This is a genomic window from Telluria sp. ZB4P37, from assembly GCF_059685855.1.
Window position 1 is genome coordinate 24611 of the sequence record NZ_JCASID010000004.1, and the last position, 23315, is coordinate 47925.

The 23315-nt window shown below is 65.6% G+C and carries 26 protein-coding genes; 15 read left to right on the plus strand and 11 right to left on the minus strand.

Features of this window, described 5'->3' with window-relative positions; translation table 11 throughout:
• Nucleotides 1-2 precede the first annotated feature (2 nt).
• Nucleotides 3-1070, minus strand: coding sequence for an SDR family oxidoreductase (locus AC56K1_RS09405; protein ID WP_497157578.1), 1068 nt, complete (start codon nt 1068-1070; stop codon nt 3-5).
• A 180-nt stretch (nt 1071-1250) separates the two neighbouring features.
• Here AC56K1_RS09405 and AC56K1_RS09410 point away from each other — a divergent pair, with 180 nt between their 5' ends.
• Both AC56K1_RS09410 and AC56K1_RS09415 read left to right on the plus strand, forming a co-directional pair.
• Nucleotides 1251-1670 (plus strand): CopG family transcriptional regulator, encoded by a 420-nt coding sequence (locus tag AC56K1_RS09410; protein ID WP_497157579.1) that lies wholly within the window; start codon nt 1251-1253, stop codon nt 1668-1670.
• Nucleotides 1671-1680: 10 nt separating this feature from the next.
• Nucleotides 1681-2847, plus strand: coding sequence for an extracellular catalytic domain type 1 short-chain-length polyhydroxyalkanoate depolymerase (locus AC56K1_RS09415; protein ID WP_497157580.1), 1167 nt, complete (start codon nt 1681-1683; stop codon nt 2845-2847).
• A 6-nt stretch (nt 2848-2853) separates the two neighbouring features.
• Here AC56K1_RS09415 and AC56K1_RS09420 read toward each other — a convergent pair whose 3' ends face one another.
• Nucleotides 2854-3789: a methyltransferase gene (locus AC56K1_RS09420; RefSeq protein WP_497157581.1), complete on the minus strand. Its 936-nt coding sequence runs from the start codon at nt 3787-3789 to the stop codon at nt 2854-2856.
• A 176-nt stretch (nt 3790-3965) separates the two neighbouring features.
• On the opposite strand from AC56K1_RS09420, the gene AC56K1_RS09425 reads away from it, so the two are divergent.
• From AC56K1_RS09425 to AC56K1_RS09445, 5 genes are all read left to right on the plus strand, one after another.
• Nucleotides 3966-4148: a hypothetical protein gene (locus AC56K1_RS09425; protein WP_497157582.1), complete on the plus strand. Its 183-nt coding sequence runs from the start codon at nt 3966-3968 to the stop codon at nt 4146-4148.
• Nucleotides 4149-4196: 48 nt separating this feature from the next.
• The gene (gene ypfJ, locus AC56K1_RS09430; protein ID WP_497157583.1) at nt 4197-5069 is read left to right on the plus strand and encodes a KPN_02809 family neutral zinc metallopeptidase; all 873 of its coding nucleotides are present in this window, start codon (nt 4197-4199) and stop codon (nt 5067-5069) included.
• 178 nt (nt 5070-5247) lie between these two features.
• Nucleotides 5248-6432, plus strand: coding sequence for a zinc-dependent alcohol dehydrogenase (locus AC56K1_RS09435; RefSeq protein WP_497127332.1), 1185 nt, complete (start codon nt 5248-5250; stop codon nt 6430-6432).
• Between the two features lie 9 nt (nt 6433-6441).
• Nucleotides 6442-7062 carry a hypothetical protein gene (locus tag AC56K1_RS09440; RefSeq protein ID WP_497157584.1) on the plus strand — a complete coding sequence of 207 codons (621 nt, stop codon included), beginning with the start codon at nt 6442-6444 and terminating at the stop codon, nt 7060-7062.
• A gap of 212 nt (nt 7063-7274) precedes the next feature.
• Entirely contained in the window at nt 7275-9056 is a 1782-nt protein-coding gene (locus tag AC56K1_RS09445) for a M4 family metallopeptidase (protein ID WP_497157585.1), read from the plus strand.
• A gap of 17 nt (nt 9057-9073) precedes the next feature.
• On the opposite strand, the gene AC56K1_RS09450 is transcribed toward AC56K1_RS09445, so the two are convergent.
• Both AC56K1_RS09450 and AC56K1_RS09455 read right to left on the minus strand, forming a co-directional pair.
• The gene (locus tag AC56K1_RS09450) at nt 9074-9766 is read right to left on the minus strand and encodes a M23 family metallopeptidase (RefSeq protein ID WP_497157586.1); all 693 of its coding nucleotides are present in this window, start codon (nt 9764-9766) and stop codon (nt 9074-9076) included.
• Nucleotides 9767-9806: 40 nt separating this feature from the next.
• Nucleotides 9807-10862, minus strand: coding sequence for a L,D-transpeptidase family protein (locus AC56K1_RS09455; RefSeq protein ID WP_497157587.1), 1056 nt, complete (start codon nt 10860-10862; stop codon nt 9807-9809).
• Between the two features lie 113 nt (nt 10863-10975).
• Here AC56K1_RS09455 and AC56K1_RS09460 point away from each other — a divergent pair, with 113 nt between their 5' ends.
• Nucleotides 10976-11272 (plus strand): 2Fe-2S iron-sulfur cluster-binding protein, encoded by a 297-nt coding sequence (locus AC56K1_RS09460; RefSeq protein ID WP_497157588.1) that lies wholly within the window; start codon nt 10976-10978, stop codon nt 11270-11272.
• 155 nt (nt 11273-11427) lie between these two features.
• Here AC56K1_RS09460 and AC56K1_RS09465 read toward each other — a convergent pair whose 3' ends face one another.
• Nucleotides 11428-12960, minus strand: a complete 1533-nt coding sequence (locus AC56K1_RS09465) for a right-handed parallel beta-helix repeat-containing protein (protein WP_497157589.1) — start codon at nt 12958-12960, stop codon at nt 11428-11430.
• Nucleotides 12961-13417: 457 nt separating this feature from the next.
• Nucleotides 13418-14332, minus strand: coding sequence for an alpha/beta hydrolase (locus tag AC56K1_RS09470; protein WP_497157590.1), 915 nt, complete (start codon nt 14330-14332; stop codon nt 13418-13420).
• A gap of 171 nt (nt 14333-14503) precedes the next feature.
• On the opposite strand from AC56K1_RS09470, the gene AC56K1_RS09475 reads away from it, so the two are divergent.
• Entirely contained in the window at nt 14504-14686 is a 183-nt protein-coding gene (locus AC56K1_RS09475; protein ID WP_497157591.1) for a hypothetical protein, read from the plus strand.
• Between the two features lie 91 nt (nt 14687-14777).
• The gene (locus AC56K1_RS09480; protein ID WP_497157592.1) at nt 14778-14969 is read left to right on the plus strand and encodes a hypothetical protein; all 192 of its coding nucleotides are present in this window, start codon (nt 14778-14780) and stop codon (nt 14967-14969) included.
• A gap of 27 nt (nt 14970-14996) precedes the next feature.
• Here the strand turns inward: AC56K1_RS09480 and AC56K1_RS09485 are convergent, their stop codons facing one another.
• Both AC56K1_RS09485 and AC56K1_RS09490 read right to left on the minus strand, forming a co-directional pair.
• Nucleotides 14997-15410, minus strand: a complete 414-nt coding sequence (locus tag AC56K1_RS09485; protein WP_497157593.1) for a hypothetical protein — start codon at nt 15408-15410, stop codon at nt 14997-14999.
• A 174-nt stretch (nt 15411-15584) separates the two neighbouring features.
• Entirely contained in the window at nt 15585-15782 is a 198-nt protein-coding gene (locus AC56K1_RS09490) for a hypothetical protein (RefSeq protein ID WP_497157594.1), read from the minus strand.
• A gap of 158 nt (nt 15783-15940) precedes the next feature.
• On the opposite strand from AC56K1_RS09490, the gene AC56K1_RS09495 reads away from it, so the two are divergent.
• On the plus strand, nt 15941-16078 hold the full coding sequence (locus AC56K1_RS09495) for a hypothetical protein (RefSeq protein ID WP_497157595.1): 138 nt from the start codon (nt 15941-15943) through the stop codon (nt 16076-16078).
• Nucleotides 16079-16147: 69 nt separating this feature from the next.
• The gene (locus AC56K1_RS09500) at nt 16148-16525 is read left to right on the plus strand and encodes a hypothetical protein (protein WP_497157596.1); all 378 of its coding nucleotides are present in this window, start codon (nt 16148-16150) and stop codon (nt 16523-16525) included.
• A gap of 31 nt (nt 16526-16556) precedes the next feature.
• Here the strand turns inward: AC56K1_RS09500 and AC56K1_RS09505 are convergent, their stop codons facing one another.
• The 3 genes from AC56K1_RS09505 to AC56K1_RS09515 all read right to left on the minus strand — a co-directional run bounded on the left by AC56K1_RS09505 (nt 16557) and on the right by AC56K1_RS09515 (nt 20657).
• Nucleotides 16557-16778: a hypothetical protein gene (locus AC56K1_RS09505; RefSeq protein WP_497157597.1), complete on the minus strand. Its 222-nt coding sequence runs from the start codon at nt 16776-16778 to the stop codon at nt 16557-16559.
• Between the two features lie 128 nt (nt 16779-16906).
• Complete coding sequence (locus AC56K1_RS09510) at nt 16907-19747, minus strand: bifunctional diguanylate cyclase/phosphodiesterase (protein ID WP_497157598.1); 2841 nt, start codon at nt 19745-19747, stop codon at nt 16907-16909.
• Nucleotides 19748-19877: 130 nt separating this feature from the next.
• Nucleotides 19878-20657 carry a class I SAM-dependent methyltransferase gene (locus AC56K1_RS09515; RefSeq protein ID WP_497157599.1) on the minus strand — a complete coding sequence of 260 codons (780 nt, stop codon included), beginning with the start codon at nt 20655-20657 and terminating at the stop codon, nt 19878-19880.
• Nucleotides 20658-20791: 134 nt separating this feature from the next.
• On the opposite strand from AC56K1_RS09515, the gene AC56K1_RS09520 reads away from it, so the two are divergent.
• The 3 genes from AC56K1_RS09520 to AC56K1_RS09530 all read left to right on the plus strand — a co-directional run bounded on the left by AC56K1_RS09520 (nt 20792) and on the right by AC56K1_RS09530 (nt 23311).
• Entirely contained in the window at nt 20792-21067 is a 276-nt protein-coding gene (locus AC56K1_RS09520) for a hypothetical protein (RefSeq protein ID WP_497157600.1), read from the plus strand.
• A gap of 18 nt (nt 21068-21085) precedes the next feature.
• Complete coding sequence (locus AC56K1_RS09525; RefSeq protein WP_497157601.1) at nt 21086-22258, plus strand: GGDEF domain-containing protein; 1173 nt, start codon at nt 21086-21088, stop codon at nt 22256-22258.
• An 87-nt stretch (nt 22259-22345) separates the two neighbouring features.
• Nucleotides 22346-23311 (plus strand): Ppx/GppA phosphatase family protein, encoded by a 966-nt coding sequence (locus AC56K1_RS09530; protein WP_497157602.1) that lies wholly within the window; start codon nt 22346-22348, stop codon nt 23309-23311.
• Nucleotides 23312-23315 lie beyond the last annotated feature (4 nt).

The following is a 23315-nucleotide window of genomic DNA, read 5'->3' on the forward strand; positions in this document are numbered from 1 at the left end:
TCTTACGGGATCAGGCGCTCCGCGCGCAGCCGCGCGAACAAATCGAAGAAGGATTGATCGGTCGCCTGGTAGGCCGTAAAGCCCAGCCGGCGGCTGTTGGCCATGTCGGTCATCACTTCCAGCGGCCGGCCCAGATCGAGATCGGTATGCCAGCTTGACGCCAGCCGGTCGAGATTCGGCTCCGTCAAACCATGGCGCCCGGCGATCTCGCGCCACAGCCCGGCGTCGTTCGCCATTGCCGCCTCCAGCGGCTGGATGCTGCCATTGAACCCGGCAGCCTCCACGCCGAACCATTCGGCCAGCTTCGGCCACAGCCAGCTCCAGCGGAACACGTCGCCGTTGACGATATTGAAGGCTTCGTTGCGCGCCGCGTCCGTATCGGCCGCCCAGACCAGCTGCTTGGCCAGCATGCGCGCATCGGTCACGTCCGACAGACCCTTCCACTGCGCCTCGGAACCGGGGAACTGGAAGGGGCGCCCGGCCTCCTTGCAGATGGTGGCGTAGACGGCCAGCGTGGTGCCGAGGTTCATGGCATTGCCCACGGCCAGCCCGATGATGGTGTGCGGGCGGTGCACGGTCCAGGTGAATCGGTCGCGCTCGGCCGCAGCGTACATCTCGTCTTCCTGCGCATAATAAAAATTCTCCAGCGGCAGGCGCGGCTGGCTTTCGCGCAGCGGGGTGGCGGGCAGGGTGCCCGAGCTGGCATAGGCCTCGAACGGGCCGAGGTAGTGCTTCAGGCCCGTGACCAGGGCGACGTGGCGCAGGCTTTTTTGCGGCGAGAGTGCGTCGAGCAGGTTGCGCACCAGGGCGGCATTGACGCGGATGTTCTCGGCCTCGGTGTCCTGGCGCATCCAGGTGGTGATGAAGACGTGGGTCGGCGCCACGCCGGCGAGGGCTCTGGCCAGGCCGGCCGGGTCGAGCAGGTCGGCGCAAACGTGCCGCACGCCCGGCAGATCCTTCGGCGGGCGGCGCGACAGGCCGATCACTTCCCATCCATTCGCCAGCAATTCACGGGCCACGTGGTTACCGCCGATGCCGGTAATGCCTGCGATGAGTGCCGTGCGTTTCATGGAGTTCTCCTGAAGACAATGGGCGTTCATTCTACGTGGCGCTCCCTGACCCGGCGTACCATTGCCCATCCAACACGATTCCCGACGGCAGGATAGCGAAGCGACAACACGACAAATTAAATTGGCGATGGCCTTGAAATACTCTGGTTATACTCCACTTGGAGTATAAGGAGCCAAAACATGAAACTTGTCTCATCCCCGCAGCGCCTGCCCGACAGCGATAAAGTCACCGTCAACGTCGGCCTGGTCGACCTGGCCCAGATGGATTTACTGGTGGGCGAAGGCTTTTATTCGAACCGCACCGACTTCGTGCGCACGGCCATCCGCAACCAGCTGCAAGTCCACGCCGAGTCGATCCGGCAAACCGTCCTGCGCAAGCGCTACGTGCTCGGACAGCACCGCTATTCGCGGCGCGAGCTCGAAGAAGTTGTCGCCTCCGGCCAGCGCCTCGAGATCCACGTACTGGGACTGGCCGTGATCGAAGACGAGGTCACGCCCGAGCTGGCCGACCAGGCAATTGCGTCGGTCCAGGTCCTGGGCGCATTCATTGCCGCACCCGCCACCCGGCAGGTGCTGGCAGACCGCATACTCTCGCAATAAAGGAATTTCCATGAAGCAACTAGATCAGTTCGTCCAGCAAATGATGGAGTCAGCCAAGCTGGTTCGTTCCAACAACCCGACCGGCGCCGCCGACGTCATCCAGCGTGCGCTGAAGCAGGCGGGCCTGGTGGCGCCGCAGATGGACACCATGCGGGAAACCGCGCAGGCCGGGTCCGGCTTTGAGGCGGAACCTGCCTTCGTCGACCTGAACCCGCCGCCAGCCTTCGGGCGCAGCGCCATGCCGCGCAAGGCCGCCCGCAGGAGTCCGCTGCCAAAAGCCGCCGATTTCTGGAAGCAGCACGCGCCCGCAGCGCCCGAGGAGCTGGCGCCCGGCACCGTCATCGACGGCAGCTTCGCCTGCAGTGCCGGCCAGCGCCGCTACAAGCTCTATATCCCGGCCAAGGCCGCCGAAGGGCCGCGTCCCCTGGTGGTGATGCTGCACGGCTGCACCCAGAACGCGGGCGATTTTGCCGCCGGCACCGGCATGAACCTGGTCGCGGAAGAAGCGGGCTGCCTGGTGCTGTATCCCGAGCAGGACCGCAGCGCCAACCATAACGGCTGCTGGAACTGGTTCGACGCCGCCCAGCAGCAGCGCGACCAGGGCGAGCCGGCGATCCTTGCCGGCATGACGCGCAAGCTTGTGGCCGAGCAGGGCGCCGACCCGAAGCGCGTGTTCGTGGCCGGCCTGTCGGCGGGCGGCGCGATGGCGGCCATCCTGGGCGCCGAGTATCCGGACCTGTACGCGGCAGTCGGCGTGCACTCGGGCCTGGCGGCCGGCAGCGGCAAGGACATGATCTCCGGCCTGCATGCCATGAAAAAGCCGGGCAAGGCGGCGACCCTGGGCAAGGCGGTCCCGATCATCGTCTTCCATGGCGACGCCGACCACGTGGTCAGCCCGGGCAATGGCGACGCGGTGCTGCGCCAGTTTGCCGACGCCCACCCAAGCTCGGGTGCAAGCGCCTTGACGAAGGAGTCAACCCGCGGCGAAGCGGGACGCGCCTATACCAAGACGAGCTGGCGCGATGCGGGCGGGCGCCGCCACGCGGAGCAATGGGTCGTGCACGGCGCGGCGCATGCCTGGATGGGCGGCAAGGCGGCGGGGTCGCATACGGATGCGAACGGTCCGTGCGCCTCGACGGAGATGCTGGCCTTCTTCCTGGAGCAGGCCGGCAAGTAACCGGAATTAACGCCGGATCGCGTGCAGCCACACTGCCGCGATCCGTTCCACGTCTTCATAGCCCGGCTCGCCCAGCTGCCCGCCGAAGATGTCCGGATCGAGTTCGTCGTACTTCCAGTGGTCGCACAGGGCGTCCAGGTCGGGGCGGATGGCTTCCAGGAATTCGTCGACCGGGCCGGCGATCGCCACGCCCGTGTACAGCATCAGGCAGCCGCCCGGGCGCAGCCGCGCCAGGCTTTCTTTGACGATGCGAACCGACAGCTCGGCGCCGCGCATGCCGCCCCCATGGCGGTAGGGCAGTTCGCATGGGTCCAGCACATACGGCGGGTTCGACACCACGAGGTCGAAATCGCCTTCCACCTCGTTGAACAGATCGCTCTTGCAGGCCATGAGGTTGTGCACGCCGGCCAGCTCGCTGTTCACCCTGGTAAGCGCCAGGGCTTTGGTATTGATGTCGGCCGCCACCACGTCGGCGTGCGGGAAGGCCCGGGCGATGGCCAGCGCGCCGGCCCCGCCGCCGCAGCCGAGATCGATCGCCCGCACCGGGCCCGAGCCCAGCCAGGGGAAGGCGCGTTCCATCGTGCCCACGAAGCGGTAGGTGTCGGGACCGAAGAAGACCGCGTCGTCGTCCTCGGTCGGGTAGGCCGAGTGGAACAGCAGCAGTTCGCCCAGGGTCGAGGCGCGCAGCGTCGAGCGCAGCAGGCTGCCCTCGCGCTCGAGGATGCCGGCCGTACCCATCAGCGCCACCAGTTCGGGCGCCACCTCGTTTTCCGCGAACGGCCGGCTCCAGCCGAAGATCCCGCGCAGGTCGGCGCTGCGTTCCTTGCCGGGACGGCGGTTGATGCGGCGGTGGGTGGCGGGCGTCACCGTGATGAAACGGTAGTCCTGGGCGCGCAGGTAGCGGCCCAGGGCAACCAGTGCCTTGGCATGGGGAGTTGTCATGGCGCCCAGCTTCGCATGCAGGGCGCATCCTTACCGTGCGCGGCTTCACTTAGCCTCCCGGGACCCGATTGTCGTCCAGATATTTCCCCACTATGTGAATGTTCGAACATACCGAACCCGGCCCCTTGCCCATACTCGAACAGACAAGGATTCAACTCGCAACCGGGAGTAACAGCATGGGCAACAAGGGCATCGACACACCGACGGGCAGGATCGAGCGGGAAGTCGCACGTGAGCGCCACGAGCGCGAACTGCAGGACGAGGCGAAGGCCGGGCTGGCGACGCACGACGATTTCCGTACCAAGGACGCGCGCGAGCGCGACGATACGAGCACGCTCAGGCGCCATCCGGGCCGCTGAGACGGCCCAGGCAGTGCCAGACACAAACGAACATGAGGAGGCAGGACGATGAAATGGGAAGGTGACCGGCAGAGCGACAACGTGGAAGACCGCCGCGGCGGTGGCGGTGGTGGAGGCTTCGGCGGTTTCGGCGGCAAGTCGGTGGGTATCGGCACCCTGGTGCTGGCGCTGATTGGCAGCGCGGTATTCGGCATCGACCCGAGCGTGTTTCTTGGCGGCGGAGGCGGACCGGTGCAGGTCCAGCAGCAGCCCCAGGGACCGGCTGCGACACCCGCGAACGACCGCGAGACCCAGTTCGTCAAGACCACGCTGGCCTATACCGAAGACGTCTGGGCCCAGGTCTTCAAGGAGCAGGGCGCGCAATACCAGCCGGCCCGGCTGGTGCTGTTCGAACAGGCCACCGATACCGCCTGCGGCACCGGGCGCAGCGCCACCGGGCCGTTCTACTGCCCGTCCGACCGCCAGGTGTATATCGACCTGAGCTTCTTCCGCCTGATGCAGCAGCGCTTCAAGGTGGAAGGCGAGTTCGCCCAGGCCTATGTGATCGCGCACGAGGTGGGGCACCACGTCCAGAACCTGCTGGGCGTGTCCGGCCAGGTCCATGACGCCCAGCAGCGCGCTTCCGAAAAAGAAGGCAATGCGCTGTCGGTGCGCCTCGAACTGCAGGCCGACTGCTTCGCCGGCGTCTGGGCCAACCGCACCAACCAGCGCGAACAGATCCTGGAGAAGGGCGACGTCGAAACCGCCCTGGCCGCCGCCACCGCCATCGGCGACGACGCGCTGCAGCGCCAGTCGCAGGGCCAGGTGGTGCCGGACTCGTTCACCCACGGCAGCTCGGCCCAGCGCGTGCGCTGGTTCACCCGGGGCCTGGACAGCGGCAAGGTCGAGCAGTGCAACACCTTCGACGCACGGCAGCTGTAAGTCGTTCGCTGTAGGACTTGTTCCCGACGGGCGCCCTTGGCGCCCGTTTGTGCGAGAAAAGCCGCGTTCGTTTCCGTGCGCGTATCGCAATCCACGGCGTTTTGTCATAACGTAAATTCATAGGCCTGCCGAGCTGGCGGGCGTCGTGACTGTGTGACGACCTTTTCGAGGAGGACTTATGCTGGCAATGAACTACCGCGGACCGTACCGCGTCCGCGCCGAACACAAGCCCGATCCCGTCATCGAGCACCCCGGCGACGCCATCGTGCGCGTTACCCGCTCGTGCATCTGCGGCTCGGACCTGCACCTGTACCATGGCCTGGTGCCCGACACCCGTGTCGGCCACACCTTCGGCCATGAGTTCATCGGCGTGGTGGAAGAAGTCGGCCCGGGAGTCCAGAAGCTGAAGGTGGGCGACAAGGTGCTGGTGCCGTTCAACGTGTTCTGCGGGTCCTGCTTCTTCTGCGACCGCGAACTCTACGGCAATTGCCACAACATGAATGCGCAATCCACCGCCGTGGGCTCGATCTACGGCTATTCGCACACCGCCGGCGGCTACGACGGCGGCCAGGCCGAACTGGTGCGCGTGCCGATGGCCGACGTCGGCCCGATGATCATCCCCGACGACATCCACGACGACGATGCCGTGCTGCTGACCGACGCCGTGCCGACCGGCTACCAGGCTGCCGAGATGGGCGACATCAAGGAGGGCGATACGGTGGTCGTGTTCGGCGCCGGGCCGGTGGGCATCTTTGCCGCCAAGTCGGCCTGGCTGATGGGCGCGGGCCGCGTGATCGTGGTCGATCACGTCGAATACCGCCTCGAATTCGTCAAGCGCTATGCCCAGTGCGAGATCGTGAACTTCAAGGAAGTGCGCGATATGGCCGAGCACATCAAGAAGATGACCGACTGGATGGGCGCCGACGTCTGCATCGACGCGGTCGGCTGCGAAGCCTCGGGCAATGCCATGCAGACGCTTACCGGCCGCTACATGATGGCGCAGGCGGGCTCCGCCACCGCGCTGCACTGGTGCATCAACTCGGTGCGCAAGGGCGGCAACGTGTCGATCGTCGGCGTGTATGGTCCGACCTTCAATGCGGTCCCGATCGGCAATGCGCTGAACAAGGGCCTGACCCTGCGCATGAACCAGGCCAGCGTGCGCCGTCACTTGCCGCGCCTGATCGAGCACATCCGCGCAGGGCGTTTGAATCCGAAGGAAATCATCACCCACCGGGTGCCGCTGGAAGAAGTGTCGGATGCATATCACATCTTCTCGGAAAAGCTCGATGAGTGCATCAAGACCGTCCTGATCCCGCCGAACGCCAACCAGGTGCGCAAGGTAGCGGCCAGCACCACGAATTAAGGAGCGAGCATGGAACGCGATATCGTTGAACACAAGCACGGCCACGACCACGATCACGGTCACATCCAGCAGCACCCGAGCCAGGGCCACATCGCGCCGCGCCGCCCTTCGCGCGACGAGCTGCAGCACATCAAGGGCTGGGGCGCCGACCTCGACCGCAAGGACCGTCCCGGCGTGCCGATGGAACGCACCCCGCCGCGCTTCATCAACCAGCCCCAGGGCGATCCGCAGCAACAGCAGGAAAAGGTCGAGGTGCTGGTCTCGAGCGAGCGCCCGGGCATCACCCAGCTGTTCGGCACCGTGCAGCCGCCGTCCGGGTTGTCCGGCATGATCCGGCGCCTGGCCTTCAACGCCAGCGAGAACGACCTGCGCCACTGGCTGCTCCTGCTGCTGGCCGACCGCGTCAATGTGGTCGAAGGCATCGCCGAAGACCTGGCGCGCGGGCACATCCCGAACGTGCTGGGCGAGATGGGCATCAAGGCGGAGATGAAGCACAATCCGGCGGGCCTGGCCAAGAAGGTGGCGATTGCCGCGGCGGTGGTGGGGACGGCGGTGTATCTGATGAAGCGCCGCGACCGTGACGAGGATGAGCGCTATGTGCGCTATGAGCACACCAAGAGCTATCGTTAACCCGTAGCGTGGGCAAGTTCCTTGCCCACGCGTTCAACCAGCAGTTGAAAAGCCGCATAGGCAGCATCACCGTGATGTGAACGCGCGGCCGGAAAAGCCGGCCACCCTGCGAGCGCGGCTATTGCGCCTGAGCAAATCCGTTCTGCCAGGCTCGTCCACACTGTCCGATGCACGGTCCATCTCGGAACCGTGCTTCCACGGACGGAGACGAGATGACCCCGCACACCACTTTCCCGGCCGCGCTGTTCGGCGCTGCCTTGCTGTTTGCGCACCTGCCGCTGGCCGCGGCGCCCACCATGAGTCCCCACACGACGCTGAGCGTCAAGGTCCGCGCCTCGGTGCTCGGACATCTGACGGGGCAGCGCCAGGCCAAGGGCCTGGACCAGGACCACCATTACAAGCTGACCGCCCAGCATCCGGGCGCGAATGGCACCCAGGTGCTGCGCGCCGCGCATACCTACAAGGGCCTGCGCGTGTTCGGCTCCGAATCGGTGATCGTGCTCGACAAGAGCGCGAAGGTGCTGTCCGAATCGGCCTCGGAACGCCGCCTGCACCTGGGCAAGGGCAGCTCGAACCGGCTCGGCGCGCTGACCGCCAGCTTCAGCGTACAGCCGCAGATTGCTACCCGCGCCGCGATCGCGGCGGCGCTGGCGACCCTGGTACCGGGCACGGTGCACGTGGTGCCGCCGCGCGCCGAATTGCTGATCTATCCGCTGATGCGCATGCAGCGCGTGGTCGGCGCCGGCGCCAAGGAGGAAGCCGAACTCAATGCGCTGGATGTGCAGGACGCGGTCGAGCGCTACGAGCTGGCCTACCTGGTCAGCACCCGCATGCGCCTTGGCGAGCAGCCGGTCTATTTCGATACCGTGATCAGCGCGCGCGACGGCGCAGTGCTCGACCAGTGGAACATGCTGCAGACCGTCCTCGGCACCGGCAAGAGCCAGTACAACGGCGAGGTGCCCATCAGCACCCTGCTTGTCAACGGCAGCTACCAGATGCTCGACCCCGAGCGCGGCAAGGGCGGCACCTTCGGGGCCATGGCGATCACCAATGCCAACAACGGCAGCAGCGCGGGCAAGGTATACAACAATGCGACCAACGTCTGGGGCGACGGCAAGCAGTTCGTCGAAGGCAGCAGCACAACCGGCATCAATGGCCAGACGGCGGCGGTGAACGCGATGTGGGGCCTGATGAATACGTATGACGCGCACAAGAACGTGCTGGGCTGGCTCTCGCTCGACGGCCGCGACACCGCGACCTATATCGCCGCCCACGTCAACCGCGGTTACGACAACGCCTATTACAGCGACACCTGCCGCTGCATGTTTATCGGCGACGGCACCTATTTCACCAGCCTGGGATCGATCGACGTGATCGGCCACGAGATGGGCCACGGGATTACCGCAGCCACATCAAGCCTGATTTATTCAGGGGAGTCGGGTGGGCTCAACGAATCGTCGTCGGACATCTCGGGCGAGATCGTCGAAGCCTATGCGCGCGCCGGCGGCAAGGGCGATACCTTCCCGGAAGAGGGCAACGACTGGCAGCTGGGGACGGAAATCAGCCGCAATGCGACGCCGCTGCGCTGGATGTACCGGCCGAGCAAGGACGGCAGCAGCCCGGATGCCTGGAGCAGCTCGCTGCGCCGGCTGGACGTGCACTACAGCAGCGGTCCGAACAACCGCATGTTCTATTTCCTGGCCAAGGGTTCGCGCGCCGATAGTAGCGGCGACTATTACAGCAAATACCTGGTGAAGCAGCCGGCCGCCATGACCGGCATCGGTCTAGACAAGGCCTTCCGCATCTGGTTCCATGCGAACACGACCAAGTTCACCTCGTCGACGAACTATGCCGATGCGCGCGCCAAGATGATCGAAGCGGCCACCGAGCTGTACGGCAAGGACAGCAAGGAAGCGGTCGCGGTGCAGCGCGCCTATGCGGCGATCAATGTCGGGGCGGACGTGGACGAGCCGGCGCCGCCCCCTGGAACCTGACCAGCCTTACTGGACGCTCAATCCGTCATCAAGGGATATGGATTGAGCGGCGTGCCTTTCCACCACTGCTTCTCGGGCGTCAGCTCGACTACTGCAAAGTGCAGATGCGGCGCGTTCGGGTCGGAATTGCCGCTCACGCCGACATAGCCGAGCACGTCGCCGCGCTTGAGTTCCATGCCTTCCTTGATGCCGTCGGCGTAGCGGTCCAGGTGCGCGTAGTAATACGCGTACTTGCCGCTCGGGTCGAACTGGTACAGGGTCGTCCCGCCCGGTTTGCTCTGGAACAGCTTTTCGACCTTGCCGTCGGCGGCCGCCACGACCGGCGTGCCTTTCGCGGCCACGATGTCGAGCGCTTCATGGTGGCGCTGGTTGCCGCGCGGCTGGTCAAACGTGTCGGTGAGGCTGGCCGCCTTGACCCCCTGCACCGGCACCAGCAGCTTGGCCTGGGCCGACACCGCATCGGCCGGGGCCGGCACGTTGGCGCTCGACTGCGCGCTCGATGGACGCAGCGGCAGGTCGGCCTCGGCCAGGTCGGTCTGCACCACCGAGCCGGAAGCCGCGGCATCGACCGGCGGCGCGGGCGCGGCGACCGGCGCCGGCGCAGTAGCCACCACCACCGGGGCCGGATCGTCCGGGATCTCGCGCAGCCACAGGAACAGGCCACTGGCGCCGACCACCACGCCCAGCAGGAAAGTCATCAACCATTTCATTCTTGTTCTCCGATCACTTTTTTAAAAAATACGACGGGAATCACTCCTGCAGTACGACTTCCAGGCCTTTGGCAACGGCGCCTGCGACTTCGGCGGCGCTCCAGTTGGTCAGGCGGATGCAGCCGTGCGATTCGGTCTTGCCGACGTGGCCCGGCACCGGGGTGCCGTGGATGCCGTAGTGCGGCTTGGACAGGTCGATCCAGACCACGCCGACCGGATTGTTCGGGCCCGGCGCGATCTTGGCCTTCTTGTCGCCCGGCTCGGCATCCCAGAACAGTTTCGGGTTATAGTGGTAGGTCGGGTTGGCGTGCACGCCTTCGATTTTCCAGGTGCCGATCGGCAGCGGATCGTTGGCACTGCCGGTCGAGACCGGATATTGGGCGAGCAGGGCGCCGGCCGCGTCGAGCAACTGCAGCGTGCGCGTGCTGCCGTCGATCACTACTTTCGCGGCTTTCGCCAGCGGCTGCTTGCCGATCACGTTCGGCACCTGGATCTGGGTGCCTGCGCTGTTGAGATCCTTGCCCTGGTTCAGGCTTGCGATCATGGCCGGCTTGGCGTGAAACTTCTCGCCCAGTCCCTCGAGCACGTTTTCATAGCCCAGCGTCTTGAGCGCGGCCTTCTCCATCATTTCGGTCGGGATGGTCTCGAACGGGCCGGCCACGTCGGATTCGGCCAGCGTATAGGTGGTGAGGGTCGGACTGTTGTCGGCGTTCAGCGCATTCCAGGTAGCCTCGTCGAGCTTGCCGGTGACGGGCAGCTTGCGCGCCGCCTGGAAGCCGTTCAGGGCCTGGCGCATGTTGGAGCCGTAGGCACCGTCGATCTCGCCGGGCGAGAAGCGCGCGCGGTCGAGCAGCACCTGGGCGCGCAGGTTGCGCTCGAATTTCGCCTGCTTGGAATTGGCTGGGGCGGCGCGCGTAGTCGCTGCCTGCGGTGCGGCGGCAGCCTGCGGCGCGCCGGGAGCAGCCATGGGCGCGGGCGCCGGGACAGGTGCTGGCGGGGAGGCCGGCTGTGCCGGCGCGGCCTGCTGGGCCTGGGCAAGTGGAAGACCGGCCATCAGGGCGGCCAGGAGGAGGGGGAGGGTCTGCGATTTTTTCATTTGATTTCCTGCAATGCTTGCTTTTGGAAACCTCAGAATAGTGTGGCGCCGGGGGCGGGTCTGTGCGACAACGAACTCTACGGAAAGAGGCCAGCGACGCTACAATCGCGGGCATGACCAGCCCTACCATCGCGCTCCAGCCATCCGGCATTGCCTTCTCGGCGGATCCCGGTGCCAGCATCCTGAAGGCGGCCGAAGCGGCGGGCGTCGAGCTGCCCAACTCTTGCCGCAACGGCACTTGCCGCACCTGCATCTGCCGCCTGCGCAGCGGGCAGGCGGCGCACACCATCGAATGGCCCGGGCTCTCGTTTGACGAGAAACGCGACGGATATATCCTGCCATGCGTGGCGGTCGCGTTGGGCGACCTGGAGATCGAGGCGCCGCTGGCGCGGCGTGTCGATCGCGCCTGAAAGCTGGTACGAGCAAATAAGGAAACGCTGGCGCCAGGCTGGCGTTTTCGCCTATGTACAGTGGCTGTCCGGCTCGGGTTCCACACCGGGTTCAACGCTACCAGGCCAATTTACAGCGCTGCTTTCAATAATTTCGCCGGGCACAGCATGCCTGGCTAGGCATTGCCGACCATCGTGACGTTCGAATCGGTGCCGTCGGTGTAGACGCCCATACGGGTGTTTCCCGAGAACCTGTTATTGGAGACAACGGTTGGGCTGCCGTAAATATAGGACAGCGCAATATGCGCTTGAAATGGACTCGGTGTTTTCCCTCCACTACGCCGATTGAGGACGGAAAAGCTGCAGTTTGAACCCATCTTGTTGGAATCGATCGTGTGACCGCCTGTGTCAGGCCACCTGGCCGGATCGCCGCCGCCGTACATTTGGATACCGCTGCCTTCATTATTCGAAATAATGTTTCCGTAAACCGAGCACTTGCTGGTCCCGTCGTCCACACCAATGCCAACGCCTTCCGAACCATTGTCCAACGGACCGCCGTAGTTATAGTTGAACCTGCAAGTGTTGTAGCGGATGGTATGTCCGGTTACGGCGTCCTGTCCGGCCGCCGACGATAATTCGATACCCCGGCCGTAATAGGTAGGAGCCAATGTCCCGCCATTGGAATTGCAGACATTGCGCTCGATAATGTAAAACCTGGAAACGCCGCTGATATGAATTCCGAAATTCATATTGTTGCTGCAGTTATTGTTGCCCACATAGTTGCGATCTCCACCGTTCATGAAGATGCCGGTCAGCATACCGGTCACGGTATTGTTGTCCAGTGTGGCAGCGGCCCCCCGGATAAGGTAGATGCCGATCGCTCTGCGGTTCGGGTTGTAAGCGACGCCGGATGGCGGAGAAACGCGGTTGCCGCGAATTACAAGACGCGTGAGGAAGGCGGCGCTGTCGTAGGTTTCACAGCGGATGCCATACGAGGTCACCGTGCCTCCGCCCCGATGGCGGACAATATTATTGAGCAGGCGGATGTCGTCGATATTGGCGTTCCCGGCCACCAGAAGCCCTTGATTGCCATACGCGGCGGCGTTGCTGATGACGTCGAGCACGCATCCGGAGACGGTCACATGGTTTTTTTCGAAAATATATACGCCGGCACAATTCGACGTCACATTGTTATTTTCGAAAACGCAGTAATTGCCCAGCCAAATGATCGCCACGTCGCTCCCTTCCGGCAAGGCACTATTCCGGATGTCCAGATGACGGTAGGTGACGAAATCGCGCTCCTGCTTGTAGATCGCGATTGAAGCGCCGTTCGCCGGCGTGGCTGGCGCCTGCGGCAAGATGATGACCGGTTTTGGCCGTGAAGTATCGTCGCTGCCGTTGGATCGATAATAAGCGCCGATTGTGATGCGCTGAAAAGCAGTGCCGCTCGCCGACACCTGGAAAACACCCGAATACGTGGTGCCTCGTTTTTGCAGGTAAGTGTGACCGGGCGCCCAGGAAACGCTGGTCCATGAGCGAAAAGGTTTTGCAAGGGTTCCGTCACCCGGACCTATGGCGGTTGGATCGATGTAATGCGTAGTCGCGATCAGTCCACCTTGGGCCATCGCGAACCTGGGAAGCACTGTTCCCGCGCACGCGGAGACACCCGCACTGGAGGCAATCCGAAGGAAGTCTCTTCTCTTGGTCATAACGGCTCCTTCAATCAAGGCAGGTCTGCAATCGCCAACATCACTTCTTTGCAAATGTTGAAATGGACAACCTGTTTTCGCGACCTTTCCTTTGGTATGCACCGACCTCTAGTTATAGTCCTTGTCTGATGGTTGGAGAAGGTTAATCTCTCGGCAGGAAATGAAAACTACATGGCTGCGGTCGAGAGAAAAAGTGCACATGTCCGTTCCTGTTGTTCAGCCCTTTCATCCCTACATGCTCGCTTGATAGGGTGGCTTCAGAGCAGACGGGCATTAACCAATGGCACCGGGACGCCAGCGGATGCAAGCATCTCTACGCATGCTGTTCGGGAGTCGGGCGTTGATCAAACCAGCCCATGAAAGGCTGACACGCGACGGATACGGGTGGGCAAACAGGTGAGCCGGGACGCCATCTGTGGAGCCAGGTGCGCAGGCCTGTCAGGCAGGCCAAACCAGGCTAGGGCGCGGTTGGCCTGGCGGGCAGGCCCAGCGCGCGTTCGATCACTTCCAGTACCTGCGGCCAGGCAGGCGAGCTGGCCGCCACCTCGTCGTAATGGCTGGCGCCCGGCAGGATCACCACTTCCGCGGCGTCGCCCGCCTTGCGCGCTTTCGCGGCGTAGTCGTGGGCCACGCGCGGCGGCGAGATCGTGTCGAGTTCGCCGGTGACGAGGAAGCTGCGGCTGCCGTTGGGCATGAGTTCCGCCGCATTGGTGTCGGTGAACACGTCCGGGCGCCCCGGGCCGGGCAGGCCCGCCAGCTCGGCGGTGTCGCGGCCGCAGCTGGCCTTGATCAGGGCCGCTTCGCCGCGCAGGTCGGCCAGGCCGCCGAGGCTGACCACGGCGCGCACCGGCACCGGCCGCGCGCGGTAAAGGGGACTGCCGGATGGAATCCGTGCGCGTCCGGCCATCCATTGCACCAGCTGCCCGCCGGCCGAATGGCCGACCGCGACCAGGCGCTCCATGTCGAGCCGGTGCGGCCCGGCCTGGCTTGCCAGCAGGTCGAGAGCGGCATGCATGTCCTGGTAAGTGCCGGGATAGCCGCCGCCCGGCTCGTCGCTGCGGCGGTATTCCACGTTCCACACGGCGATGCCGCGCGCGCTGAGTGCGCCTGCCATGTTGCGCAGCTGGGTGATGCCGCCGAACTTGCTGGTCCAGCAGCCGCCGTGCACCAGCACCGCGACCGGGAAGGGTCCACTGCCGGCGGGCACGAATAGCTCGGCAAATTGCGAGGGCGCCTCACCGTAGGAATAGCGCGCAGTCGGCGCGGGGCCGGTGAGGGCGAGGTAGTCGGCTAGTTTCATCGGGGCGGCGGCTTGGGCGCCGGCCGCCACGCTGGCGAGCAGGCCGGAGAGCAGGATGCGGTGCAGTAGCATGGTCGGCAGGGAAAGGAAAAGAGCGACCACTATAGCCGAGGAAACAGTGTTTCGAGGGAATTTGGCGCGCACGATTGAAGTCCCGGTATTGTCATTCATGCTAGGCTTGTCCCCAACGCAGAAGCGGCCACGCCCGGCCGTCCCAAGCACATCTATCCAGGAGGAATGACCATGACCCAATCCAAATCCGGCGGTACCCAGGACAGCAAGCAGTCCGACCACATGTCCGAAGAAGACCTGGCCAAGCAGCGTGCCGGTAAGACCGACAAGAGCAGCCACGACCACATGTCGCGCGAGAAAGCGGGCAAGAACGAAGGTGCGGGCGGCGGCGCCAAGCAGCAAGAGCGCCATTAAGCCCCATCCGGCTTGTTCCCAGGCGGACGGCCCAGGCCGTCCGCCATTTCACCGGGCCACAGTAGGACAGGCCCTCTTCGAGAGGCTGACCATGAGCATGCTTGACGACACCAGGCTGCAGGGCTCACCCCCCGTGCAAGCCCACAGTACTCCCGATCCCGACACGCCGAACGGTACCCCGACGCCCGATCCACGTCCGCCCGTGCCCGACGATGTCCCCGACCCGGTCAATGCGCCGGTGCAGGAACCGCGCTTCCCCGAGCCGCCGATCAAGGCCGCCTAGTTTTATCGCGCGGCCCCCTTGGCCGCGTCAAGCCGGCCTGCCCCGGGCGTGCAGCCTGTAGCCGGCCGGGCTGGCCTTGTACAGGTAGCCGAACAGCGCCGAGAACACCAGGAAAATCCCCACGTTGATCCAGCCCGAGTCCGGCGCGCCGGCATGCGTGAGCTGCCGGACCAGGGTCACGATGAAGGACAGCACCAGTGAAGCCAGGTTGCCCAGCAAGACGTAGTGGATTTCGACGATGTCCGGTGCGTTGCTGGCGGCCCAGTTCATGACGGCCCAGCCCAGCAGCATGGCGCCCGACAGCATGGCGAAATACATCCCGGACGCCTCGACGGCTTGCGAGCCGTACATCGACATCAAGGTGTTCGGCGCGAAGACCAGGATGATGCCGTAGAGTGCCGAAACGACCGCGGCACTTTTCAGGATAGTGCGGTGATTCATGTTTTTCTCCCTCGCTGTCAATGGAATGCCGGCGCGCCAGGCGCGGGCAGGGCGGCCTGTGGCGGCTGCCCATTCCAGCTTAGGACGAAACGCGCGCAGTGCAAGCGGCCAAGTAAGGGCGCCTGCCGCTGCACACACCCGCGCCCAGGTGCGGGCACGCGGTGCGGGAAGGGATCAGGTGGCTGGCGTGCCCGGTTGGTGGGAAGACTTGGGCTCGGGCTGCTTGCCGGCGGCGGGCAGGGGCGGGATCTGGCGGATCATTTCTTCGGTCTCGGCTTCGCCCGGCGATTTTTCGCCGCTGCCGATATCGGCTTCGTCATACAGGGGGCGGCCGGTTGCCGCCGGATCGACTTGTCGCGTCGGTTGATTCATGCTGTGCTCCAGTTGGGATGTCGATGTCGTATGATCGTAACAGGCCCACCCCGGCATCGGCGCGCGCCACGCGTGGCGAGGCGCTGCCCGATCCATGTCATGCGCTTGACACGATGCGCTGCCTATAATGGGCCTGTCCTGTGACGCCGGAGAGAACAATGGGCCATACCTTGTACGACACGATTTACCTGGGCCGCCACCCGCTGTATTACTTGCGCCGCGCGCGGCTGGCGCTGGCAATCGGACTGGCCGCAAGTGCCGGGCTCGGATTGCTGGCGCTGCGCATGGTGCGCTAATCGGCGCCAAGGCTTGCCCTCGGTCGGCGCGGCGGTTACCATGGCGCGCCTAGATTGAAGAAAGCAGGAATGAAGAACGAACAACTGACGACGGACGAATACGACGCACTCGAGCTGGTGCGCCGTGGTGTCAAGCGCGATTCCCCGGGTGCCTGCGTGGGACGCAATGCCAAGCGCCTGTCGGGACTGAAGATGATGGAATTTACCCGCGACGGGCGCATTGCCCTGACGGAAAAGGGGCAGACCGTGCTGTTCCTGCGCCGCTGCGTGCACGCCCTGACGGCGCTGGCCACCGACCCTGCGGCGGCAATCGACAACGACGTCGCCCGTTTCCTGAGCGCCAAGTCGCATATCGCTCCGATCGAGGGCGGCGGCCATGCGCTGACCGAGCGCGGCCGCGAATCGCTGGCCGACATCACCCAGCAGCAGGAACAACAGCGCCGCTAGACGCTGCCGTCACAGCCGGGCCGCGCCTGCTTTAGTTGGCGCGGCGCCGGTTCGGATATACCAGCACCCGCACCGCCACTTCGGCCGGCACGTTCATCGTCGCCAGGAATTCGGCTGCGCGCTGCAGCCCGAGGGTCGGTACCGACGCGATGGCCTGGTTGATCAGGTCGCGCGTGCGGCTGTCGGTGCGCTGCCGACGAGCCGCGGCTGGGTTTGCAGCAACGGCCACGTCAGCCGTGTCATTCATCATCATATATATCCGTAGGTCCAAGATTGCCAAAGAGACACAGGTATTCTAAGACCAACGATAGTGATTAGCTATAAATAAATAGCTTTTTATGTAATTAGATTAGATATTTATCAATTCACGGCCGATCTGCATCAAGCTAGGGCCGGTTCAGGCTCGCGCTGGTGGGGCGCCGGCAGGCAATGGCGGCGGCGCAGCATGGCTTCGAACTCGTCGGTCGGCAGCGGCTTGCTGAAGTAATAGCCCTGTATCTCGTCGCAGCCGTGGCTGCGCAGGTAGTCGAGCTGCTCGAGGGTCTCGACGCCTTCCGCGATCACCGCCAGCTTCAGGTTGTGGGCCAGGCCAATGATCGAGGTGACGATCGCCGCATCGTTGGCGTCAATGGTGATGTCGGCAACGAAGGAGCGGTCGATCTTGAGCACGTCGATCGGGAAGCGCGACAGGTAGGACAGGCTCGAGAAGCCGGTGCCGAAATCGTCGATCGACAGGTTCACCCCCAACGACTTCATCCGGTGCAGGAGTTCCACCGCCGGGGTGACGTCGCTCATGAACAGGCTCTCGGTTAGCTCGATCTCGAGGCAGTCCGGGTCCAGCATGGTATCAAGCAGCACCGATTCGAGCCCGGCGATCAAGTCGGGCGCACCGAACTGGCGCGCCGACAAATTCACCGCCACCCGCAGCTTGCCCAGGCCGGCATCCTGCCAGGCCTTGTTCTGGGCACAGGCGGTGCGCATCACCCAGGCGCCGATCTGCACGATCAGGCCGGTTTCCTCGGCAATGCCGATGAAGCGGCCAGGGGGCACCATGCCCAGCTCCGGGTGCTTCCAGCGGATCAGGGCTTCCATGCCGACGATCTGGCCGGTCTTCAGGTCCACCTGGGGCTGGTAGTGCAGCACGAATTCGTTGCGCTCGAGGGCGTTGCGCAGCGCGCTTTCGATGCGCACCCGCTCCATCGACTCCTCGTTCATGGCCGGGGTGTAGAACTGGAAGTTGTTGCGGCCGAGCTTCTTGGCGCTGTACATCGCGATGTCGGCGTGCTCGATCAGGCTGTCGGCCGGCGTGCCTTCGCTCGGGTAGACCGCCACTCCGATCGAGCAGGTGACGAAGAATTCCTTGGGACCGAGCATGACCGGCTGGGCCACCGAATCCATCACGCGCTGCACGATGTCGCTCGACAGCGGCGCGTCGTGCTGCTCGGAGAGGATCACGACGAATTCGTCGCCCGACAGGCGCGCCACGGTATCGGTGTCGCGCAGCGACGAGCTCAAGCGCGCCGCCACCGTCATCAGCAGCACGTCGCCCGCCTTGTGGCCCATTGAGTCGTTGACGAACTTGAAGCGGTCCAGGTCGATCAGCATGACCCACATCGCGCGCCCGCTGCGGTTGGCGTAGGCGATCGCCTGGCCAAGCCGGTCCTGCAGGAGCGAGCGGTTCGGCAGGCCGGTGAGCACGTCGTGCTGGGCCACGTGGTGCACGCGCTGCTCGGTGAGCTTGCGCTCGGTGATGTCGCTGCCGGTGCCGCGGTAGCCCATCAGGGCGCCGCCATCGTCGAACACCGGCTGGCCGTGCACGCAGAACCAGCGGGTGTCACCGTGCTGATCGATGACCTGGTATTCGAGGTTGGCGAAGGGTTCGTGGGCGCGCACCTGGGCGATGTGGGCACGCCCCTGCTCGGATTCGAGCAGGGCCGGCACGTATTCCCAGCGCGTCTTGCCCAGCAGGCTTTCCACGGCGACGCCGGCTTTTTCGGTGAAGCCGCCGGTGACCATGGTAAAGCGCAGCTCGCGGTCCTGTTCCCAGTACCAGTCGGAGGACATCGATACCAGCTGGCGGAAGCGCTGCTCGCTTTGCTGCAGGGCGCGCTCGGCGCGTTCGCGCGCGGCCATGTCTTCCACCAAACGTCGGTTGGTTCGGCGCAAGTCGGCGGTGCGCTGGCGCACCAGTTGCTGGACCTTGCGCGCGCGCCGGCCGGAAGCCTGCACGAAAGCGGTGCTCATTACGGTCATCAGGATGCCGCCGACCAGCAGGGCGGTCGAGGCCATGTGGTCCGGGAGGAAGGGACGCGGGGCGGCCGCCACTTCGATCCGCCAGATCTTGCCGGCGATGCGCAGCAGGTCGCTGCTGTGGCCGGTGTGCGCAGAGCCCACGAAACCGGTCAGCCAGCTATCGGGCGGCTTGCGGGTGTCGCCGGTGGAAAACAGCAGGGCCTCGGGCCCGGTGCGTTCGCCTGCATACACCGACACGAAGATGTCGCGCGAATCGAGCAGGTCGGCGCCTGCCAGCGAGGCGCGCACCAGTTCTGGGCCGCGGATCACGACCGCGGTATCGCCGGCCAGCACGCCCTGGCGGTCCAGCACCGGCATGATCAGCTGGAAAGCCGGCTGGTGGCTGGGGTCCTGCGCCAGCCGGAACAGGTCGGTGGCGGCGGCGCGGCCTTCGCCGCGGGCGATCTCGAGCGCGCTCATCACCTGCAGGTTTTCGGTGATGTTCAGGCCGAAGGCGCGCTCGTTGCCGGCGAGCGGCTCGATGTAGTCGACGATGTGGTAGCGCGCCCGTACTGGCGCGGGCTTCAGGCCGGCGGGCGTGAGTTCGGTGAATACGGTGCCCGGCCGGATGCGCTGCAGCTCGGCTTCGACGGCGGCACGCGCCTCGCCCGGCACCGAGCGGTGGAAATTGAAGGCCTGGATATAGCGGTGGCGCTCGAGCAGGGCCGCCGTGAAGTCACGGAAACTTTCGCGGCTGACCGGTTCCCCGCGGGCGAACAACTGGTTGGTGACGGTAAGAAGCTCGACTGCCTGGTTCACGCCCTGGCGCACCGCCGCGACGCGCTCATTGGAGCGCTGGGCAAAGGCCAGCGCCATGTTTTCGTATTCGAGGTGGCTGACACCCAGGAACAGGGCGCCGGATACGGCGAGGCCGCCCCCGAGCGTAAGGGCCGCCGCGAGGGTAAGCGACAAGGGCAGGCGACGCGGCATTGGAATGATCCGGATGGTGACGAGATAAGGCTTGCCGATAGGCATCAATACGTGAAGTGTGTCACACGCGCGTGGTTTTCCGCAAACGAAATGTCGTATGCATGGGCCGCATCCACGCGCCAGCAGCGGGTCAATCCGCTCCAGACCTGCCGCGCCGGGCCAGCCATGCCACCACCAGCCGCGCCAGCAGGCGGTTGGGCAGGGCCGCACCCAGGCCCCGGTTGCCAAGGGCGTCGCGCAGGAGCCGAAGGGCGCGCCCGGGCGCGGCGTCGGGATGCCGCGGGCGCTGCGCGAACAGGATCTGGTTGTTGCCGGCCATGCCTGACAGCCAACAAACGGCGCCGCCGAATGCGCCGTGCAGGCGTTGCACCGCGGTCACATAGCCGGGATCATAGGTAAAGATATTCGCTACCAGCACGCCGCCTGGCCGCAGGGCCCGCCTGCAGTCGGCATAAAAGCCCGCGCTGGACAGGGCGGGGGGCAGGCCGGCGGCGTCGAAGCCATCGACCAGCAGCACGTCGGCCATCGCGTCCTGCCCGGACAGCCAAACGGCGGCATCGACGTGCAGCACGCGCAGCCGGGCGTCGTCGGGCGGCACCTGGAACTGCCCGCGCAGCGCGATCACGTCGGCGCGCACCTCCAGCACCGTGAGGCGCGCCCAAGGGAAATGGCGGTGGCAGAACTTGACGAATGAGCCGCCGCCCAGGCCCACCATCACGATATGGCGCGGGCGCGGCACCAGGAGCGCGAAGCACATCATGGCGCGCGCATAGCCCAGCACCAGCGCACAAGGACGCGACAGCCGCATTTCGCTCTGGATGTCGCCGGGCGTGAATTCCAGGGTGCGCCGGTCGCCCACGGTCGTGACGATCGGGGCAGGCGGGGAAAGATGGTTGCGCGGTTCGGGCATGCGGCCAGTGTAAGGGATGAAATGCGCGCCATGATGGCGGCGCATCGGTGCCGGGAAGGGAAAGGCACTCGACGCAGCTTGTTGCGAAGCATCGCTTTCTGATAAGCTGACCATTCGAACAACTGGAAGATCCCATGTTCCTGGACCATCCCTCCATTACCGCCACCAACGCCCTGACCGAGCCCGACCGGATCGAGCGCCTGCAGCGCGTGTACGGCTACGCAATGGCCATGGCCGAGCATGCCGGCAATACCGGCTTCGTCGAGAAGCTGACCCAGCTGCACGACCACAAGGGCACCCTGATCGTGTTCTGGCATGCGGCGCCCAACCCGGAGGAGCAGGATTATTTTACGCGTGCCTGGGCCAGCAAGGTCGGCGACGGCACCCAGCGTGTCGAACACGAATACTAAGCCGCTGGACCCCGAACGATGACGAACCTCGACGCGACCACGATGGTCTTGGTGCTGGCCCTGGGTAACCTGGCCCTGTGCGCCGTGCTGACCTTCTACGACCATGGCCCGGTGCGCCCGCCTGCGCTGGCCGCCTGGGCGCTGTCGAAACAGGTGCAGGCCGGGGCCTGGACCCTGCTGGCGCTGGGCGGCTTCGGCGTGGTGCCCGAGCCGTTGGCACTGCCGGGCGGCTATGCGCTGCTGTTCGCCGGCGTCGCGATCGAAGCCGGCGCGGCTTGGGAAACCAATGGCCACGAAGGCTGGCGCCGCCCGATGCTGCTGGCGGCCGCGCTCGGGATCTTCGCTTTCTTCATCTGTTACCTGATCGACGAGCAGGGCCTGCGCAGCGTCGCCTCGTCGCTGCTGCTCGGCGTTTTTTACCTGTTGGGCGCGATCGCGCTGGCCTCGAACTGGCGCAGCGCCAGCCTGCTGCAGCGCTTCCTGGCGCTGCTCACCGCCGTGCTGGCCCTGGTGGTGGCCCTGCGCGGGTTGTCGGTGCTGGTGTTGCCGGGCGGCTGGCGCTGGCTGTCGAGCGAACTGCTGCGCCAGCTCTCGAGCGCCGCGCTCTACGTCCTGATGCTGGCCAACGGCTTCGGCATGCTGCTGCTCGGGCGCGAGCGCGCCGGGCGCGAACTGGCGCGCCTGGAACTGGTGGACCCGCTGACCAATGTGCCGAACCGGCGCAGCTTCTTCCATGCCCTGGCGCCCTGGATGGCGCTGGCGCGCCGCCCGGGGCTGCCGACCGCGCTGGTGGTGCTGGATCTGGACGGCTTCAAGCGCGTCAACGACAGCTACGGCCATCCGGCCGGCGACGCCGTGCTGCGCAACGTGGTCGAGCTGTGCAAGCGCCAGCTGCGCGATTCCGACCTGGTCGGCCGCCTGGTCGGCGTCGAATTCGCGATCCTGCTGCCGCGCACCAACGTCGATGAAGCCCTGCTCGTGGCCGAACGCATCCGCGCCGCGATTGCCAGCACCCCGGTCAAGAGCGAACGGGCCCTGATCACGATGACCGCCAGCTTCGGCGTGACCGTGCTGCGCCCGGAAGACAGCACCGTGACCCTGTTCCAGCGCGCCGACGACGCCCTGCAGGCTGCCAAGAGCGGCGGGCGCAACCGGGTCAGCCAGGCGGTGCCCAGCCCGGTCGAGGCCTGAAGGCCTAGCGCCGCAAGCCTCACGGGCCGGTCACATCGCCGTCATATTGCGGACGTATCCTGCGGCTTTCTTGCAGCAGGAGCTTTCATGCCCATCACACCGCCGGACCTTCCGCGCTACGCCGCCGTCGAACTCGGCTCCGGCAGTTTCCGCCTGCACGTCGGACGCATCGAAGGCGGCGAACTGCTGCTCGATGCCAGCCTGTGCGAGAGGGTAGACCTGGCCGCTTCGTTCGAAGAAGACGGCAGCCTGTGCGAGGCCGCCCTGCGCCGGGCGCTGGCCTGCCTGCGCGCCTTCGCCGAGACCCTCGAGTCCTGGCGCCCGCAGGCGGTACGCGTCGTTGCTACCTCGGCCCTGCGCCTGGCGCGCAATGCGAGCGTGTTCCTGCCCGCCGCGGAAGTCGTGCTGCGCCGTCCGATCGAACTGATTGGCGACGACGAGGCCGGGCGCCTGGTCTACATGGGCGTGGCCAGCACCCTGGGCGACGACGACGGGCACCGGCGCCTGGTGCTCGACATCGGCAGCGCCTCGACCGAACTGGTGCTGGGCCGCGGCCCGGCCATCGAGTGCATCGAATCCTTTGCGGTGGGCGCGGTGCGCCAGAGCCTGAGCTTTTTCGCCGACGGCCGCATCGATGCCGCCGGTTTCGATGCCGCGGTGCGCTCCGGGCGCAGCCGCTTTGCCGAGACGACGCTTGCCGGGCGCCACCCGCCGATCGCGTATGGCGCCTGCGGCACCGTGCGCGCGCTCGCCGAAATCGTGCTGGAAGAAGGAATCGCGGACGGGCGGCTGACGCTCGAAAGCCTTTACGGACTGCGGCGGCGCTTCGTCGAAACCGGCCACGTCGCGCGGGTGCGCCTGGCCTGGGCGCCTGCCGCACGTGCGCCCCACCTGGCCGGCGGGCTGGCGCTGCTGCTGGCACTGATGGAGGAGTGCGGCATTGGCGAGACGGTGCCGGTGCATGCCGGCTTGCGCGTGGGCGCGCTGTGGGACCTGCACCGGCGTAGTCTCGCCCTGTCACCGGGGCTGCCGGCGTTCGCCCGCATGGTCTGAAGCT